We start from the raw sequence: 15327 nt of genomic DNA on the forward strand, positions 1-15327 counted from the left end.
AGCTCCGCATACGAAGATTCGCATAATGTATATTATGTTAAATATCGTATTATGTCAGATATGCCTATCGGCTGGCTAACGCACTGGCGCTCAGAACTATCGTTCACCAGCTGCTGGCACTCCCTAGAACTCCACCTTGCCCCGCCCCGCCTTGACAGTACTCCGCCTGGCTTTTCCTTCGAGGCGGCGGGTCTTCGAGCCTAGGGTCGGCTTGGTGGGGCGGCGTTTCTTCTCGGTCTTGCCGGCAGCGATGATCAATTCGGCGAGACGCGCCAGTGCGTCAGCACGGTTCTGCTCCTGGGTGCGGTACTGCTGGGCCTTGATGATCAACACGCCGTCGCCGGTGATCCGACTGTCACGCAGCGCCAGCAACCGCGCCTTGTAAAACTCGGGCAGCGACGAGGCCGGGATGTCGAAGCGCAGGTGCACGGCGCTGGACACCTTGTTGACATTCTGCCCACCCGCGCCTTGCGCGCGGATGTACGTTAGTTCGATGTCGGCATCCGGCAGATGCACGCTATTGGAGATGGTCAGCATGGCATGGCCCTTGTAATTGCCCCCTCATTATCACAGCCGCCACCGCTCTCACATAGCACAACGAGCGCAGTAGTCGACCATTGCTGACCAGTGCACTTGCCTGGTAGGCCATCCTTAGTACGATGCGCTTTCCGAGACCGCCGCCACAGCAGGCTCCTCCCCCTTGCGAATCGCCTTCAAGTGCTTGTAGAGCGCCGCACGCGATATTCCCATTTTTTCCGCCACCACTGACGGAGCGTTGCGCACATTGAGCAGGCCTTGAAGCTCGAGCCGTCGGATGAACAGCACTCGCTGCTCGGTATCCATAGTCTTGATCGGCATTCCAGAGCCGGACTCATGCTCCTCCACTGCTCTATCCAACGCTTGACGCCAGTTGTCATGGAAAAATGGTGCGTGGGGTTCAAGCGAGCCCGGGAGGAATGCAAGCGCCTTGATCTGCTCTGCGAGCCCCTCGAGTCGAGAGACGTCGAAGTTGATACAAAGAACAGCGATGGGTTTCTCTTGCACATCGCGGATCACCGCCGACATGCTGCGCAGGTTGCGCCCATCACGATTGACTTTCCGATAGGGGCCGATCACGTCTTTATTCAACGCCGCCTCTGGAAATTGATCGCCAAGCGACGAGTCGCCGATCTTGCGCTTTGAAATCGGGTTGGCGATGAACGCTATCTTGGTGGTCTCGAGGTCATGGATCACCACTTCCACTTGCGGATGGAACAACCCGGCGATCGCCGTCGCGATGGGGTAATAGGGGCGCAATCGAACGTCCAGGCCATCATCGTTCTTGCTCATCGCGTCACCTCCCGCGCATCCGAAGTCGGAGCGGCAACGATAGAGGCCAGTGAAGAGAGATCCAGGTTCCCACCCGATACGATGACAACGACGGTATGTCCTCGAACAAGCTCCGGTCGAGACAACGCAGCGGCCAAGCACGCGGCCCCGCCTGGCTCGGCGACGATCTTGAGTTCCTGCAATGCAACGCGCATCGCCTCACGCACCTCGTCGTCGCTCACCGTATAACCCGCGCCCAGGTAGCGTTTGTTGATCGCAAACGGAATTTCCCCCGGCGTGACGGTCAGCAGCGCATCGCATATCGACGGCGCCGTCGGAGCGTTGCTCACCAATCGACCTTCGGCAAGCGAGCGGCCCGTGTCGTCGTAACCGATCGGCTCCACGGGGTGCAAGCGTATGTCCAGTCCTGAGCCAACGGCAGCCAAGGCGCTGCCCGCAATCAAACCGCCGCCTCCCGCGCCACAGAGGAGCATCGTTGGTTTTTCTCCAGCCTTTTCGGCGTCCTGCAGGGCCTCGAGAAAGGCCGTACCCTGCCCTGCAATCACGTCGGGGTCGTCGAAAGGCGGCACGATAATCGCCCCCGTCTTCGAGGCAATCTCGTGGCCGATCTGTTCCCTGCTCTCCGTGAGCCGGTTGTACAACACCACCTTCGCGCCCCACCGCTGGGTGCCCGAAATCTTTGCGCGTGGCGCATCGGAGGGCATCACGATCGTCACCGCAACGCCAAGACGTTGTCCTGCGAACGCCAGGGCCTGTCCGTGATTACCGGCCGACCAAGCGACGACCCCCAGCTTGCGCTCGTTTTCCGACATCATCAAAAGCCGGTTAAAGGCCCCTCTGACTTTGAAAGACCCCGTGAGCTGGAGGCTTTCAGCTTTGATGAGCAGTTTCGCGCCAAGTTGGGCATCCAGAACGGGGCTGCGCAGCAACGGTGTGTGGGTGATATGCGGGCGCAGCCTCGATGCTGCGGCCTCGACGTCGGCGAACGTGGGCACTCTCATTTGAAATACTCTCAAGGTTCAGTGACGGATTGACGCTATGCCTGGACATCGAGCGGACCCACCAACTTAAGATCCAGCGCTCGTTCCAGTGCAAGCGACGCGATGGCGAGGTCTTGCAGGCCAATACCCGAACTGTCGAAGATCGTGATGTCGGCGGGTCGGATGCGGCCGCTTGCGCCCCCCTCAATAACGGCCCCCAATGCGCAAATATCGTCTTGCGTGATGAGGTTCTGGTTGATGGCAGCTTCGAACTCGCCGAGCGTAATCGACTGTTCTACCAGATCGGTAAAGAGCCGCGCTGAAGTGACCAACGAAACATCGAGTTCCTGCTTGCCACGCCCGTCCGCACCCATGGCACTGATATGCGTGCCAGGCCGCACCCACGCACGCGACACCAAGGGTTGCCTCGCCGCAGTGACAGTAATGACGATATCAGCCGTCTCGACGGCAGTTTGGAGATCGCAGGCCTCGGCATCCTGAATGCCCAGTTCGCGCCGGACGCGCTCGGCAAATAGCTCAGCCACTTGCATGTTGCGATTCCATATTCGGATGCGGTCGATGGGCCGAACCGCGATGGCCGCCTGCAGTTCAAACCACGCCTGATGACCGGCGCCCACAATGGCCAGGCTTCGACTATCGGCTCTTGCGAGGTGACGCATGGCTGCGCCGTTGGCAGCGGCTGTTCTCAGCGACGTCAGATGGGTGGCGGCGATGAGCGCCTTGGGAAACCCTGTTTCGGCATCAAGCAGTAGCGTCGACGACGCATGGGCTGGAAGCCCTGCATCACGATTGCAGGGCCAGTAACTTCCCAGCTTCGCACCATAAACGCCGCCCTTGTCCAGCGCGCCGCACTTCACACCGAATAGCTCGTCCGCGGTCGGCCCCTTTGCCATTACCGCAGGATAGGCGCGCGCCTCACCTCGAACGAGTTGGCGGAAAACATCCTCAACCACCTCGATTGCATCCACCATGCTAATGACGTGGGCGGCAACCTCCTCACTGACAAAAAACATGTGAATCCCCTTCTGACTTATCGCCATCGTTGAATAGGCAGCAGTCTCGGAAATTATGGTCAAATTGTCAACCTGATACATTTTGTCTTGATTATGAGCGTACCGTGTCGCGTCGACAACGCCGACCCACGTGTGCGCAATAGACACCCTCTATCAGACAATCCAGCCTATCGATTTGACCGCGTCATTTTGCCTCAGATAACGTCCGCGCCCTGCAAAGTTGACCCAGAACCCAGGTTGCCCCCCTGCCCGCCCCACCCCGACCCCAAGCCTTGCATGCACGGTCGGAGCCATTCTCTTGTTCGAGTTGCTGAAATGTCCGTAATCGCTCCACCCCAGATCACCGAGCTGATCATCGAAGCCGGCGCCAAGAAAGCCCACCTCCCCACCCGCGCCACCCTGATCCTGGGTTTCCTGGCGGGCGCCTTCATCTCCCTTGGCTTCCTGCTGGCGATCCACGTCAGCACCATGATTCCCGCGCAATGGGCCTCCTTCGGCAACCTTCTGGGCGCCGCCGTATTCCCCATGGGCCTGATCCTGGTGATTCTCGCCGGCGGCGAGCTGCTGACCGGCAACATGATGAGTCTGCCGCTGGCGATGTTCGCCAAGCGCATCGCGCTGGCCGCCGTGGCACGCAACTGGCTGCTGGTGACACTGGCCAACCTCTTGGGGGCGTTGTTCGTGGCCTATTGCTTCGGGCACCTGCTGGGGCTTTCCGAAGGCCCGTACCTGAGCAAGACCCTTGCCGCAGCGACCGGCAAGGTCAGCGCCGACTTCCTCCACGCGTTCGTCTCGGGCATTGGCTGCAACTGGCTGGTGTGCCTGGCGGTGTGGCTGTCGTACGCCAGCCGCGAGGTCAGCGGCAAGATCCTCGGCATCTGGTTCCCGATCATGGCCTTCGTGGCTATCGGCTTCCAGCACGTGGTGGCCAATATGTTCCTGATTCCCTCGGCGATCTTCGCCGGCTACCTGAGCTGGGGGCAGTTCGCCGAGAACATTGCGGCGGTGTTCCTGGGCAACGCGGTGGGTGGCGCGATCTTCGTCGGGTTGGCGTACTACGTGTCGTATGGCAGTGCGGCAGACACCGAGGGGCAGCGCGTAATCTAGGCGTCCCGTCCGGACCGATCAAGGCGAGGCGCGATGGCGCCTCGAAGTATCAAACGATGAAGATCTGATCGCCAACCTGTTCCGAGAGGTCACTCGGCAGGACGTCCTTGATCAGTGTCTCTAGGATGGCGATCAGTTTTGCATTTGCCTCACACTCTGCTGGCGTCAGCCCCTCCAAAACGCTCTTGAAGTTCCTTGCCACGTCCTCCATTCGCTGAGCGATCGGTAACGTGCCCAAGTTGCGCTGGTCGGCAATGACACGAATGGATCTCACCTGGTAGTCGTAGAAGTCGCGGTCAATCAAGCGCTTCTTGAACAAAGTATCAAGCTCACGACGCGCCTTTTTGTCTTGGCCATTCTTGACGCATGCAAGGTTGTACTTGTGCAAGAGAAGCGCTTGATAGGGATTGAGCCTCTCGTGGGTTTCGAGAAGCTCACGCAGCACCCTGATTCGGATACTGGGAAACAGCACGCTCAGGATCTTGGCGCGTGGCTCATTGGCATTCAGAGGTGTGGTCTTGAGTTCGTGGAGCAGCACCTGAACGATGAGGTCGCCCGCAGCCTCCACGGCCCTCTTTGCTTCGCGTTCAGTAAAGGGAACTTCAGAGTAATGCGAGGCCCTGTCACCAAGGCTTTTGATCAGTTGCAGCGTTGCGATGGTTTCCGGGCTCGTATCGTTCTGGATAGCGTCTATCTTTCGTTCCAGCCCCAGCTTCTTGAATTGCTCACTGCCCAACGCGACCTTGGCGCTATCGCTCAAGAACAGTTCAATGAACATTTCCGCGTACCAGCGGGCTGCGTTACCTCGTGCATGGGGGGTAGCGGTCTCTGAAAACAGATCCGCGATTCGCTGCTCCGCAGCTTTGGGTACGGGGTTGGTCTGTGTTTCTACCATTTCCATTTGGTGCCAACTTACTATCTTGTGTGAAGGAGGCGCTCAAATCTATGTGAAGGCACAGGTGCTGACAACGGCATTTCTGCGTGCCCCATTCATCCTCATCGGCGAGGTGATGGTCGCTTCCCGAGGCCTCATCACGGGGCAAGCCCGCTCTCACAGGCTCACCGCCGTATTCACAACCAGCAGCTACCTGTGGGGCTTGCCCGCGATGACGGTGTCAGGTCGGCGCAGCGCCCTCCTCGACCACCACGATCACCTGCCCGGCACGCACTGGCGTGCCAGGCTCCACGCGAATCTCCCGAACGGAGCCGGCAACGCTGGCCAAGACGGGGATTTCCATTTTCATCGACTCCAGTACCACCAGGGTGTCCCCCGCCTCGACGGCGTCCCCCACCGTCACTTGCACCTGCCACAGGTTTCCGGCCACCGGGCTCTCCACGCCGACCTGCCCCGGTGCCAGTGCCGCCTCGTCCGCTACCGGTGCCGCCACCTCGGCGCTTTCGAAATGCGCCTGCCCGCTCGCCAGCCAGCGTTGCCGTTCCGCCTCGAAGGCCGCTTGCTGCTGCGCGCGAAACGCTGCGATCCCCTCGGCCTCATCGGCCAGGAACCCTTGGTAGTCCGCCAAGCGCAGTTGGCTGTGCTCGATATGCAGCGGATAACGGCCCAGCGGGAAGTCACGACGAATGCGCAGCAATTCCTCGGCACTGACCGGGTAGAAACGGATCTGGTCGAAGAAACGCAGCAACCAGGGCTTGCCGTCGAATGCGGCGACCTGCCGGTAGCGGTTCCACATCTGCAAGGTCCGGCCGACGAACTGGTAACCGCCCGGCCCTTCCATTCCGTACACGCACAGGTAGGCGCCGCCGATGCCCACCGAGTTCTCGGCGGTCCAGGTGCGCGCGGGGTTGTATTTGGTGGTCACCAGCCGGTGCCGTGGGTCCAGCGGCGTGGCTACCGGCGCGCCGAGGTAGACGTCGCCCAGGCCCATCACCAGGTAGCTGGCGGCGAACACCGTGCGTTGCACCTCGTCCAGCCCAGGCAGGTCGTTGATACGGCGGATGAACTCCAGGTTGCTCGGGCACCAGGGCGCGTCCTTGCGCACGGTGGTCATGTATTTCTCGATGGCCAACTGGCAGGCCGGGTCGTCCCACGACAGCGGCAGGTGCACGATGCGCGATGGCACTGCCAGGTCCCGCGTGGTGCAGACGGCTTCCCACAGGCCAGACACCACCGCCAGCAAGCGCGCCAACGGCAGGCGTTCGGGCTGGTAATGCACCTGCAGCGAGCGGATACCCGGGGTCAGGTCGATGACGCCCGGCAGTGCTTCGGCCTCCAGAGCCTGCATCAAGGCGTGGCCACGGAAGCGCAGCACCAGGTCCAGCTCCGCCGCGCCGATCTCCAGCAGCAGGTGGGTGTCCCCCGCCAGCCGGGCGAGCAAGCGCGTGTCGGCCTCGCCGATGTCCAACACAATGGGTGACTGCGGCAGGCAACCCAAGGCCGGCTCGGGAGACCGGTCCAGCAGCGGCGCGGTGGCGAGCCGGCGCGCCTCGTCCAGCTGCGTGGCGATGAAGCGCACCTTGTCGCCGGCCTTGAGCTGGCCGAGTTGCCACAGGTCGGCCTCGATCACCGTCACCGGGCAGACGAACCCTCCCAGGCTAGGGCCGTCGGGGCCGAGGATCACCGGCATGTCGCCAGTGAAGTCCACTGCGCCGATGGCGTAGGGGTTGTCGTGGATGTTCGAGGGGTGCAGGCCCGCCTCGCCGCCGTCGGCACGCACCCACTCCGGGGTCGGGCCGATCAGGCGCACGCCCGTGCGGCTGGAGTTGAAGTGCACTTCCCAGTCGGTGGCGAAGAACGTCTCGATATAGCCCTCGCTGAAGTACTCCGGGGCCGCGTGCGGGCCGTAGATCACCCGGATGCGGCGCACCTGCGCCAACGCGGGCTCAGGTGGCAATGCCGCGCCGCACGACGGGTCGGTCAGCTCGGCCAGTTGCAGCACATCGCCCGCGCGCAGCGCCCGGCCGCCATGGCCGCCGAATTGGCCGAGGGTGAAGGTGCTCTTGCTGCCCAGATAGTCCGGCACCTGTACGCCGCCGCGCAGGCACAGGTAGCTGCGGGCGCCGGCGCCGCCTACGGTGCCCAGGCTCAGGGTCGCGCCTGCGCCGATGAACAATGCCGTGTTCATCGGCACCGGTTGGCCGTCGATGGCCAACGGCAGCACCGCACCGGTCACCGCCAGCACCGCGTCGGTGTTGAACCGCAGGGTCGGGCCATTCAGGGTGATCTCCAGGCCAGCGGCGCCCTCTGGGTTGCCCAGCAATTGGTTGCCCAAGCGCAGGGCTCGGCTGTCCATCGGGCCTGACGGCGGCACGCCCACGGCCCAGTAGCCTAGGCGCCCTGGGTAGTCCTGCACGGTGGTCTGGGTGCCGCCGCTGAGCACCTCGAAGGTCGCGGCACGGTAGGCCAGGCCTTCCAGGCAGCGCGTCCACGGGTTGCCGGAGGCGAACGGTGCGTCGGCGAGGATCTGCCGCAGGTACGGGCGGTTGGTCTGCACCCCGTACAGCGAAGTGCGCGCCAGGGCGTCGTCCAACTGCCGGCAGGCCTGGGCACGGTCCTCACCCCAGGCGATGAGCTTGGCGATCATCGGGTCGAAGTATGGCGGGATTTCGCAGCCGGCCTCGACCCAGGTGTCGATACGCAGCGCCTGGCCGTCGGCGAGTGGAAACTCGACCGCGGTGAGCAGCCCGGGGCTGGGCTGGAAGCCTTTGCCAGGGTCTTCGGCATACAGCCGCGCCTGCACGGCGTGGCCGCGTGGCCGCAGTCGCTCGCGCAGGGTGTCGAGTGGCGGCAGCTCGCCAGCAGCCAGTTGCACCATCCAGGCCACCAGGTCGACGCCCCAGACCTGCTCGGTCACCCCATGCTCGACCTGCAGGCGAGTATTCACCTCAAGGAAATAGAAGCGTTGCGTGTCGCTGTCGAAGACGAACTCGACGGTCCCGGCGCTGCGGTAGCGCACGGCCCTGGCCAGGGTGATCGCCGCCTCGCACAGCGCCTCGGCCATGCCTGCCGGCAGGTTGGGCGCTGGGGTTTCCTCCAGCACTTTCTGGTTGCGCCGCTGCACCGAGCAGTCGCGCACGCCCAGTGCCAGCACGTCACCGGCCCCGTCACCGAACACCTGCACCTCCAGGTGGCGCGCACGGGCGATGTACTGCTCGATGAACACTCCAGCGTCGCTGAAGTTGTTCTGGCCCAGGCGCTTGACGCTCTCGAACGCCTCGCACAGCTCGCCCGAGTCCTGGCACACACGCATGCCGATGCCACCGCCGCCTGCGGTGCTCTTGAGCATGATCGGGTAGCCGACCTGCTGCGCGGCCGCCAGCGCCTCATCGAGGCTGTCGAGCAGATCGGTGCCTTCGAGCAGCGGCACGCCGTGCTGACGCGCCAAGGCGCGGGCGGTGTGCTTGAGGCCGAATACCCGCAGCTGCTCGGCGGTGGGCCCGACGAAGGCGATGCCGGCGGCCTCGCAGGCCTCAGCGAACGCCGCGTTCTCGGAGAGGAAGCCGTAGCCTGGATGGATCGCCTGGGCGCCACTGGCCCGCGCTGCGGCGAGGACCTTCTCTACGGCCAGGTAGGTGGCGGCCGCTGCGCCCTCCCCCAGGCTCAGCGCCTGGTCGGCTTCGAGCACATGGCGGCTGGCGATGTCGGCCTCGGCATACACCGCCACCCCCTCGACGCCCAATGCGCGCAAGGTGCGCAGGATGCGGCAGGCAATGGCGCCACGGTTGGCGATCAGCAAAGAATTGAACATGCAACGTCCCCCGAAGGCGCAAAGGCGCCTCGACTGGGTTGCGGGTCGTCCCGCAGTGTCAGGAATGCCGTGGGGTCGTCCCCCGGCCAGAAGCGACGCTATTCGCCGCGGGTGGCGTACAGGTTGGCGCGGAACACACAGGCGCGGAACAGCGCGCGGCGCAGGCGCGCGAGCAAGGGGGTCAGTTCCATATCAGCAGCTCCGCGGGGGTTGGGTTGTAGCCGTTGCAGGGGTTGTTCAACTGCGGGCAGTTGGAGATCAGCACCATCACGTCCATCTCGGCGCGCAGTTGCACGTACTTGCCTGGGCCGGAAATGCCGTCCTCGAAGGTCAGCCCACCCTCGGGGGTGACCGGCACGTTCATGAAGAAGTTGATGTTCGGGCCGATGTCGCGCTTGCCCAGGCGGCCATCGTGGCTGCAGGCGCGCAGGTAGTTGTCGCGACAGCTGTGCATGTGCCGGGTGTCCAGGGCGTAGCGCACGGTGTTGCTTTCCTGGGCGCAGGCGCCGCCGAGGGTGTCGTGGCGGCCGCAGTTGTCTTCCAGCACGGTCAGCATCGGCCGACCCAGGTTCGAGTACAACACGCTGCCAACGCCCAGGTAGACGTTGCCCTGGTTGCGCAGGGTGCGCTGCACGTCATAGCGCTCGCGCGGGTTGGCGGTGCTGTAGAACAGTGTGTCGATCGCCTGGTTGCCTTCCAGGTCGAGAATGCGCAGGGTCTGGCCGGCCTTGACCTCGGCGAGCCACGGCTCACCGGCGGGAATGGTCGCCCGGGAGACGGCGTGTTCGGGTTGCAGCGGGGTATTCATGGTCGGCTCCTCAGGCGAACAGGCGGTGGGTGTTGACGAAGCCGCGCACGTTTTCCGGGCGCGAGGTACGGCAGTGTTCGGCGACGCTGTCGTCGGCCTGGCGGAAGGTCAGACGCAGCGGCTTGGGCGCGTAGGTCGGCGCCGGGTCCATCGGGTGTTGCAGTGCGGTGATGACGAACAGCGTGTCCATCGGCGCGTACAGCTCGATGCAGTCGCCCGCGCGGGCGTTGCCGGGGGCGAAATGCAGCCCGCCGTCGGCGTCGACGTCGACCCGGCTGAACAGGTTGAGGACCATGCTCAGGTCGGCCAGACCCAGCCCCCACTTGCCCATTTCCACCAACAGGTTGTCGGTGCCGTTGCGGAAGAACCCATTGCGCAGTTCCTGGTAGCGGCCCTGGCCGTACTTCTCCCGCACCTCCCCGGCGTTGAGCACGCCGCCGATGCTGTCGCTCCAGCCACAGCTGTCGTGGGTGATGGCCGCCAGCACCCGGCCCATGTCCGAGTACAGGCAATGGCCGGCAGTGAGTTTGGCGGTGTGTTGGCACTTGAGGGTGTCGGGCAGGTTGAGCCGCTCGCTCTTTTCATGGGCGTTGAACAGCATCAGGCTGAGGTTCGAGCCGTCTTCCAGGGCCGTGAAGCGCACCAACTGGCCACGTTTGAGGACGAACGACAGGTGGCCGCCTCCAGGCAGGTGTTCATCGGCGAACGTCGAGGTATCGGTCATGGGTCAAGTTCCGCTATGCAAAGGAAGAGAGGCCGGCGCCAGTTGGCGGCGGGCGTTGAGCGGCAGGTCGTAGGTGACCCGCGAGCCGTAGGCCTGTGGGGCATGGGGGTCGAGGCGGGTCTTGTCGAATACCAGCAAGCGCGTGCCCAGGCTGAAGCCTTCACTCAGATCGTGGGTCACCATGAACACGGTCAGGCGGGTCTGTTGCCACAGCTCGATCAACAAGGCGTGCATGTCCTTGCGAATACCGGGGTCCAGCGCGCCGAACGGTTCATCGAGCAGCAGTACCTTGGGCTGCATGACCAGCGCCTGGGCAATCGCCAGGCGCTGTTGCATGCCGCCAGAGAGCTGTGCCGGGTAGTGTTTCAGGGCGTGACCCAGGCCCACCTTGGCCAGCAACTCGGCGGCCTGCTCGCGTGCCTCGCGCTTATGCCGGCCGAGCAGCCGCCCAAGCAGCGGCGCCCGAGGCAGCTCGAGGCCAAGGGCGACGTTGTCCAGCACACTCAGGTGCGGGAACACCGAGTAACGCTGGAACACCACGCCACGGCTGGGGTCGGGCTCGGCGACCAGGGGTTGGCCATTAAGCAGGATCTGCCCGCGGCTCGGTCGCTCCTGGCCCAGCAACAGGCGCAGGAAGGTCGACTTGCCGCACCCGGAGGTGCCCACCAGGGTGCAGAACTCGCCCTCGGCGATGGTGAGGTTCAAGCCTTCGAGCACCATCTGCTCGCCGTACTGCTGCCAGACGTTGCGCACTTCGATGAAGCTCATGGGCGCGCCCCCTCGTACCAGGGGAAGGCACGCCGGGTCAGGGCCTTCAGCGACCAGTCGGTGAGCCAGGCCAACAGGGTGATCCACACCACGTAGGGCAGGATGACGTCCATCGCCAGGTAGCGGCGCACCAGGAAGATCCGGTAGCCCAGCCCGTCCTCCGCGGCAATGGCTTCGGCGGCGATCAGGAACAGCCACGCCGAGCCCAGCACCAGGCGCAGCGAGATCAGCAGTCGGGGCGCCAGTTGCGGCAGTACCACACGCAGGATGTAGGTCCAGGTCGAGGCGCCCAGGGTCAGGGCCTTGATCCGCAGCTCGGCGGGAATCTCCCGGGCGCGTTGCTCCAGGTCGCGCGCCAGGATCGGCGTGATGCCGATGACGATCAGCATCACTTTCGACAGCTCGCCCAGGCCGAAGACAATGAACAGGATCGGCAGGATCGCCAGCGGCGGCACCATCGAAAGCACCACCATCAGCGGTGACAGCGAGGCGCCGAACAGTGGCAGCGCGCCGAGCGCGATGCCCAGGCACAAGCCGGCCACGGCGCTGATGGCCAGCCCCGCGCCCAGCCGCTCGAGGCTGGCGGCGGTGTCCTGCCACAGCAGGTAGGCGCCACTGCGCTTGTCTTCGGTGAAAGCCAGCTGCTTGACCGCTTCGCCCATCTGTGCGGCGCTGGGCAGCAGCTTGTCGCGCGGGTTGTCGGCCAGGCGCTGGGCCGAGCCGAGCAGGTAGGCGCACAGCAGCAGCGCGAACGGCAGGATCACCAGCAGCAGCCGGGTGGAGCGGTCGGGGTGTCGGTTCAGAAGACGCATGGTCGAGCCCTCTGTCACAACCTGCCGTCGACGGCCATCTGCACGTAGGCGGGGTCGAAGCGCAACTTCACGTTGGTTTGGTCACCGACCCCGGCCCCCTTGGCGAAACGCATGCCCACCGCGCCGCTGTCTTGCGCACCGGCACCGAGCAGGCCGTGGTCGAAGGAGAACTTGGCGACCTTCTCCATGGTTCTGGGCAGCGCCTCGCCGTTGACGAACGCCAGCGTGGCCTGTGGGGTGGCGAACAGGTAGGTGGTCGACAGCTGCGCCTTGAAGCCTTCCAGGTCGGTGCCCGAGGCCTTGGCCATGTGCGCCAGTGCGGCGTCGGTGGCGGGCGACTGCTCGGCCATCAGCGCCATCACCTCGTACCAGGCGCCAGTCAGCGCCTTGCCCAGGGCCGGGTTATCGTTCAGGGTCTGGGTGTTCACCACCATCAGGTCGAGGATTTCCCCAGGGATGTCGCTGGAGTCGAACACCTGGGTCACCCCAGGCCGCGCGTTGACCTCGCCGAGCATCGGGTTCCAGGTGGTCACCGCCTGCACCTGCTCGGTGTTGAAGGCCGCGGCGATATCGGCATCCGAGGTGTTGACCACCTTCAGGTCGCGCTCCTTGAGGCCGACGCTGTCCAGGGCCCGGGCCAGCAGGTAGTGCGACACGGACAGCTCGACCAGGTTGACGTCCATGCCCTTGAGGTCGGCGACGGTCTTGCCGACGCCCTTGATGACGACGCCATCGTTACCGTTGGAGAAGTCGCCGACGATCAGCGCAGTGCTGTCCACGCCACCGGCGGCGGGAATGGTCAGGGCATCCATGTTGGTCATGGTGCAGGCATCGAACTGGCCCGCAGTGTATTGGTTGATCGACTCGACGTAGTCGTTGACCTGGGTGAGCTTGATGCGGATGCCGTACTTGTCGGCCCATTTGTCGACGACGCCCTGGGCAGCAGCGTATTCCCATGGCATCCAGCCAGCGTAGAGGGTCCAGCAGACCGTGAAATCCTGCTTGACGGCGGCCTTGGAGCAGAGACTGGTCAACAGCACGAGGCCGGTCAGCACAGCGGTCAGGAGGGGCTTTGGCATGGGGAGACTCCAGTGGCGGTAAACGGAAAAGGAGCAGCGCGATACCCATTGCGGTGGGTCGTCTCTGTCTCCCGGGCTTTTATCCCGCCGTGTAACCTCGCCTGGAGGTCGTTGGCTCTCGGTCCAGGCACCTGCCGAAGCAGGTCGGAACCCTAGCCAACCATTTGCAAGTTTTGGTGCAATAGCTCGCGCTACTCCCGCACATTCAAGCTTATGCCAGAGGCGTGCCAGAAGCCCGGGCGATACCTCCCGCGCCCGTTGCAGAGGGCCTGCAGCGGGGTGCAACGGCCCTCCTCGCACAACTGGCACCGCCTGCCTGCTCATTCCTGGAGCGCTGCGCACCGTCGCGGGGCACTGCACGCCCTTCATGGCAAAAGGTGACACGGTCAGTGGCAAGGGGCGGCCATTCATCGTTCATGTCGAAACGCTTTTTGCAAAATCCATTTGAATCAATGGGTTGAAAATAGCTGGCACACTTATTGGTTAATAGCTTCACGACGATTGTTGAACAATCACAACAAGTGGAGCGTCCCCATGTCCCGTGCAACCGTTCTGACCCTCGCCCTGTCCCTGTGCGCCACTGCGCACGCCACCGACGGTACCTTGCAACCCGACCGCCTGAGCATCGGCTCGGACCTCACCTACCCGCCCTACACCTACCTCGACCAAGGCAAGCCCGCCGGTTTCGACCCCGAGTTCATGACCGTGCTTGGCCAGCACCTGAAGCTCGAGGCGCAGTTCCAGGACACCCGTTTCGCCAACCTGGTCATGGGGGTCAACGCCCGCCGTTTCGATGTGGTCGCCTCGGCGTTGTACGTCACCCCCGAGCGCGCCGCCCAGGTCGACTTCGTGCCCTATCTCAAGAGCGGCGCCTCGCTGCTGGTGCGCGCCGACGACAGCTTCCGCCCACGGCGCCCGGAAGACCTGTGCGGCAAGCGGGTCGGCTCGATCAAGGGCGGCTCGTGGATTCCCAAGCTGGTGGCCCTGTCGAAAAGTCACTGCGAGGCCAACGGCCAGGCGTCGATCGACTCGCGCGAGTTCCCCACCTCGCCGGAAGCCGCCCAAGCCCTGCTGGCCAAAGCCGTCGACGTGCAGTTCGAAGACGCCGCGGTGGCGGCGATCACCGCCGACAAGCTCAAGGGCCGGTTGCTGATCAGTTCCAACGAACTGATCTACCCGGTGGTGATCGGCCTGGCCGTGCGCAAAGGTAACGAGGCGCTGCTCGGTCAACTGCAACAGGGCTTCGCGGCCATGAAGGCCAGTGGCGAATACCAGGCCCTGCTCAGCCGCTACAACCTCGGCGAGCCAAGCGCCGCTGAAGTCGCCGTGGCCCTGGGCCGCACCCCTCAAGCGGCTGCGCAGTAAGCGGGAGCGCCGAGCATGCAATTCGATTGGCACTATGCCGTGGGCCTGCTGGCCAACGGCGATTTCTGGAAGGCGGTCGGCACCGTGGTGCAACTGAGCGTCGAGACCTGGCTGCTGGGCATCGTCTTCGGCTTCGTGCTGGCCCTGGCGCGGCAGTCGACACACGGCGCGGTGAACCGCGCCGCGGCCTTGTACATCTGGTTCTTCCGCAGCCTGCCGCTGCTGGTGCTGCTGATCTTCGTCTACAACCTGCCGCAGGTGTTCCCCGGCACCAGCGCGCTGCTCTCCAACCCCTATGCCGCCGGGTTGATCGCCCTGGTGCTGAGCGAGTCGGCGTACATCGCCGAGATCCACCGGGGCGGCTTGCTGGCGGTGGCCAAGGGGCAACTGGAGGCCGGCAAGGCGCTGGGCATCCGCTACAGCGGGGTGCAGCGGCTGATCGTCATTCCACAGGCACTGCGGGTGGCGCTGCCGACCCTGGCCAACGAGTACATCACCATCGTCAAGCTGACTTCGCTGGTGTCGGTGATCTCGCTGTCGGAGATCTTGCTGGTGGGCCAGCAGCTGTACACGCAGAACTTCCTGGTCATGGAAACGATGCTCGCGGTGGCGTTC

General features: G+C 64.2%; 13 protein-coding genes, 1 pseudogene and 1 riboswitch. Of the genes and pseudogenes, 3 read left to right on the plus strand and 11 right to left on the minus strand.

The annotated features are described in order from the left end of the window. Positions 1-123: 123 nt before the first annotated feature. The 4 genes from arfB to P0Y43_RS19610 all read right to left on the minus strand — a co-directional run bounded on the left by arfB (position 124) and on the right by P0Y43_RS19610 (position 3343). The gene (gene arfB / locus P0Y43_RS19595) at positions 124-537 is read right to left on the minus strand and encodes an alternative ribosome rescue aminoacyl-tRNA hydrolase ArfB (RefSeq protein WP_275638915.1); all 414 of its coding nucleotides are present in this window, start codon (positions 535-537) and stop codon (positions 124-126) included. Between the two features lie 114 nt (positions 538-651). Next, complete coding sequence (locus tag P0Y43_RS19600) at positions 652-1329, minus strand: helix-turn-helix transcriptional regulator (RefSeq protein WP_275638916.1); 678 nt, start codon at positions 1327-1329, stop codon at positions 652-654. Then, complete coding sequence (locus tag P0Y43_RS19605) at positions 1326-2330, minus strand: threonine ammonia-lyase (protein ID WP_275638917.1); 1005 nt, start codon at positions 2328-2330, stop codon at positions 1326-1328. The genes P0Y43_RS19600 and P0Y43_RS19605 overlap by 4 nt, the downstream gene beginning before the upstream one ends. A 35-nt stretch (positions 2331-2365) precedes the next feature. Next, positions 2366-3343: an ornithine cyclodeaminase family protein gene (locus P0Y43_RS19610; protein ID WP_275638918.1), complete on the minus strand. Its 978-nt coding sequence runs from the start codon at positions 3341-3343 to the stop codon at positions 2366-2368. 315 nt (positions 3344-3658) lie between these two features. Between P0Y43_RS19610 and P0Y43_RS19615 the strand changes: the two genes are divergently transcribed. Next, a complete protein-coding gene (locus P0Y43_RS19615; RefSeq protein ID WP_275638919.1) occupies positions 3659-4450 on the plus strand; it encodes a formate/nitrite transporter family protein in 792 nt (263 codons plus the stop codon). Positions 4451-4499: 49 nt separating this feature from the next. On the opposite strand, the gene P0Y43_RS19620 is transcribed toward P0Y43_RS19615, so the two are convergent. The 7 genes from P0Y43_RS19620 to P0Y43_RS19650 all read right to left on the minus strand — a co-directional run bounded on the left by P0Y43_RS19620 (position 4500) and on the right by P0Y43_RS19650 (position 13347). Beyond that, a complete protein-coding gene (locus P0Y43_RS19620; RefSeq protein ID WP_275638920.1) occupies positions 4500-5351 on the minus strand; it encodes a hypothetical protein in 852 nt (283 codons plus the stop codon). 214 nt (positions 5352-5565) lie between these two features. Then, positions 5566-9156, minus strand: a complete 3591-nt coding sequence (uca, locus tag P0Y43_RS19625; RefSeq protein ID WP_275638921.1) for an urea carboxylase — start codon at positions 9154-9156, stop codon at positions 5566-5568. Between the two features lie 181 nt (positions 9157-9337). Then, complete coding sequence (locus P0Y43_RS19630) at positions 9338-9964, minus strand: urea amidolyase associated protein UAAP2 (RefSeq protein WP_275638923.1); 627 nt, start codon at positions 9962-9964, stop codon at positions 9338-9340. A 10-nt stretch (positions 9965-9974) separates the two neighbouring features. After that, positions 9975-10688, minus strand: a complete 714-nt coding sequence (locus P0Y43_RS19635; RefSeq protein ID WP_275638924.1) for an urea amidolyase associated protein UAAP1 — start codon at positions 10686-10688, stop codon at positions 9975-9977. A 3-nt stretch (positions 10689-10691) separates the two neighbouring features. Then, positions 10692-11456 (minus strand): ABC transporter ATP-binding protein, encoded by a 765-nt coding sequence (locus P0Y43_RS19640; protein ID WP_275638925.1) that lies wholly within the window; start codon positions 11454-11456, stop codon positions 10692-10694. Then, positions 11453-12268 (minus strand): ABC transporter permease, encoded by an 816-nt coding sequence (locus P0Y43_RS19645; protein WP_275638926.1) that lies wholly within the window; start codon positions 12266-12268, stop codon positions 11453-11455. The genes P0Y43_RS19640 and P0Y43_RS19645 overlap by 4 nt, the downstream gene beginning before the upstream one ends. Positions 12269-12282: 14 nt before the next feature. Continuing rightward, positions 12283-13347 (minus strand): putative urea ABC transporter substrate-binding protein, encoded by a 1065-nt coding sequence (locus P0Y43_RS19650; protein ID WP_275638927.1) that lies wholly within the window; start codon positions 13345-13347, stop codon positions 12283-12285. A gap of 66 nt (positions 13348-13413) precedes the next feature. Further along, positions 13414-13514, minus strand: a riboswitch (guanidine-I (ykkC/yxkD leader). 367 nt (positions 13515-13881) lie between these two features. On the opposite strand from P0Y43_RS19650, the gene P0Y43_RS19655 reads away from it, so the two are divergent. Further along, entirely contained in the window at positions 13882-14712 is an 831-nt protein-coding gene (locus P0Y43_RS19655; RefSeq protein ID WP_275638928.1) for a transporter substrate-binding domain-containing protein, read from the plus strand. Between the two features lie 15 nt (positions 14713-14727). After that, a pseudogene (locus tag P0Y43_RS27105) lies at positions 14728-15327 on the plus strand (amino acid ABC transporter permease); the annotation flags it as partial.

The organism is Pseudomonas entomophila (assembly GCF_029193575.1).
GTDB classification, from domain to species: Bacteria; Pseudomonadota; Gammaproteobacteria; order Pseudomonadales; family Pseudomonadaceae; genus Aquipseudomonas; species Aquipseudomonas entomophila_G.

Bases quoted from the DNA above. Each gene is read 5' to 3' on its own strand.
- arfB (WP_275638915.1), bottom strand. From the start codon at position 537: ATGCTGACCATCTCCAATAGCGTGCATCTGCCGGATGCCGACATCGAA.
- P0Y43_RS19600 (WP_275638916.1), bottom strand. From the start codon at position 1,329: ATGAGCAAGAACGATGATGGCCTGGACGTTCGATTGCGCCCCTATTAC.
- P0Y43_RS19605 (WP_275638917.1), bottom strand. From the start codon at position 2,330: ATGAGAGTGCCCACGTTCGCCGACGTCGAGGCCGCAGCATCGAGGCTG.
- P0Y43_RS19610 (WP_275638918.1), bottom strand. From the start codon at position 3,343: ATGTTTTTTGTCAGTGAGGAGGTTGCCGCCCACGTCATTAGCATGGTG.
- P0Y43_RS19615 (WP_275638919.1), top strand. From the start codon at position 3,659: ATGTCCGTAATCGCTCCACCCCAGATCACCGAGCTGATCATCGAAGCC.
- P0Y43_RS19620 (WP_275638920.1), bottom strand. From the start codon at position 5,351: ATGGAAATGGTAGAAACACAGACCAACCCCGTACCCAAAGCTGCGGAG.
- uca (WP_275638921.1), bottom strand. From the start codon at position 9,156: ATGTTCAATTCTTTGCTGATCGCCAACCGTGGCGCCATTGCCTGCCGC.
- P0Y43_RS19630 (WP_275638923.1), bottom strand. From the start codon at position 9,964: ATGAATACCCCGCTGCAACCCGAACACGCCGTCTCCCGGGCGACCATT.
- P0Y43_RS19635 (WP_275638924.1), bottom strand. From the start codon at position 10,688: ATGACCGATACCTCGACGTTCGCCGATGAACACCTGCCTGGAGGCGGC.
- P0Y43_RS19640 (WP_275638925.1), bottom strand. From the start codon at position 11,456: ATGAGCTTCATCGAAGTGCGCAACGTCTGGCAGCAGTACGGCGAGCAG.
- P0Y43_RS19645 (WP_275638926.1), bottom strand. From the start codon at position 12,268: ATGCGTCTTCTGAACCGACACCCCGACCGCTCCACCCGGCTGCTGCTG.
- P0Y43_RS19650 (WP_275638927.1), bottom strand. From the start codon at position 13,347: ATGCCAAAGCCCCTCCTGACCGCTGTGCTGACCGGCCTCGTGCTGTTG.
- P0Y43_RS19655 (WP_275638928.1), top strand. From the start codon at position 13,882: ATGTCCCGTGCAACCGTTCTGACCCTCGCCCTGTCCCTGTGCGCCACT.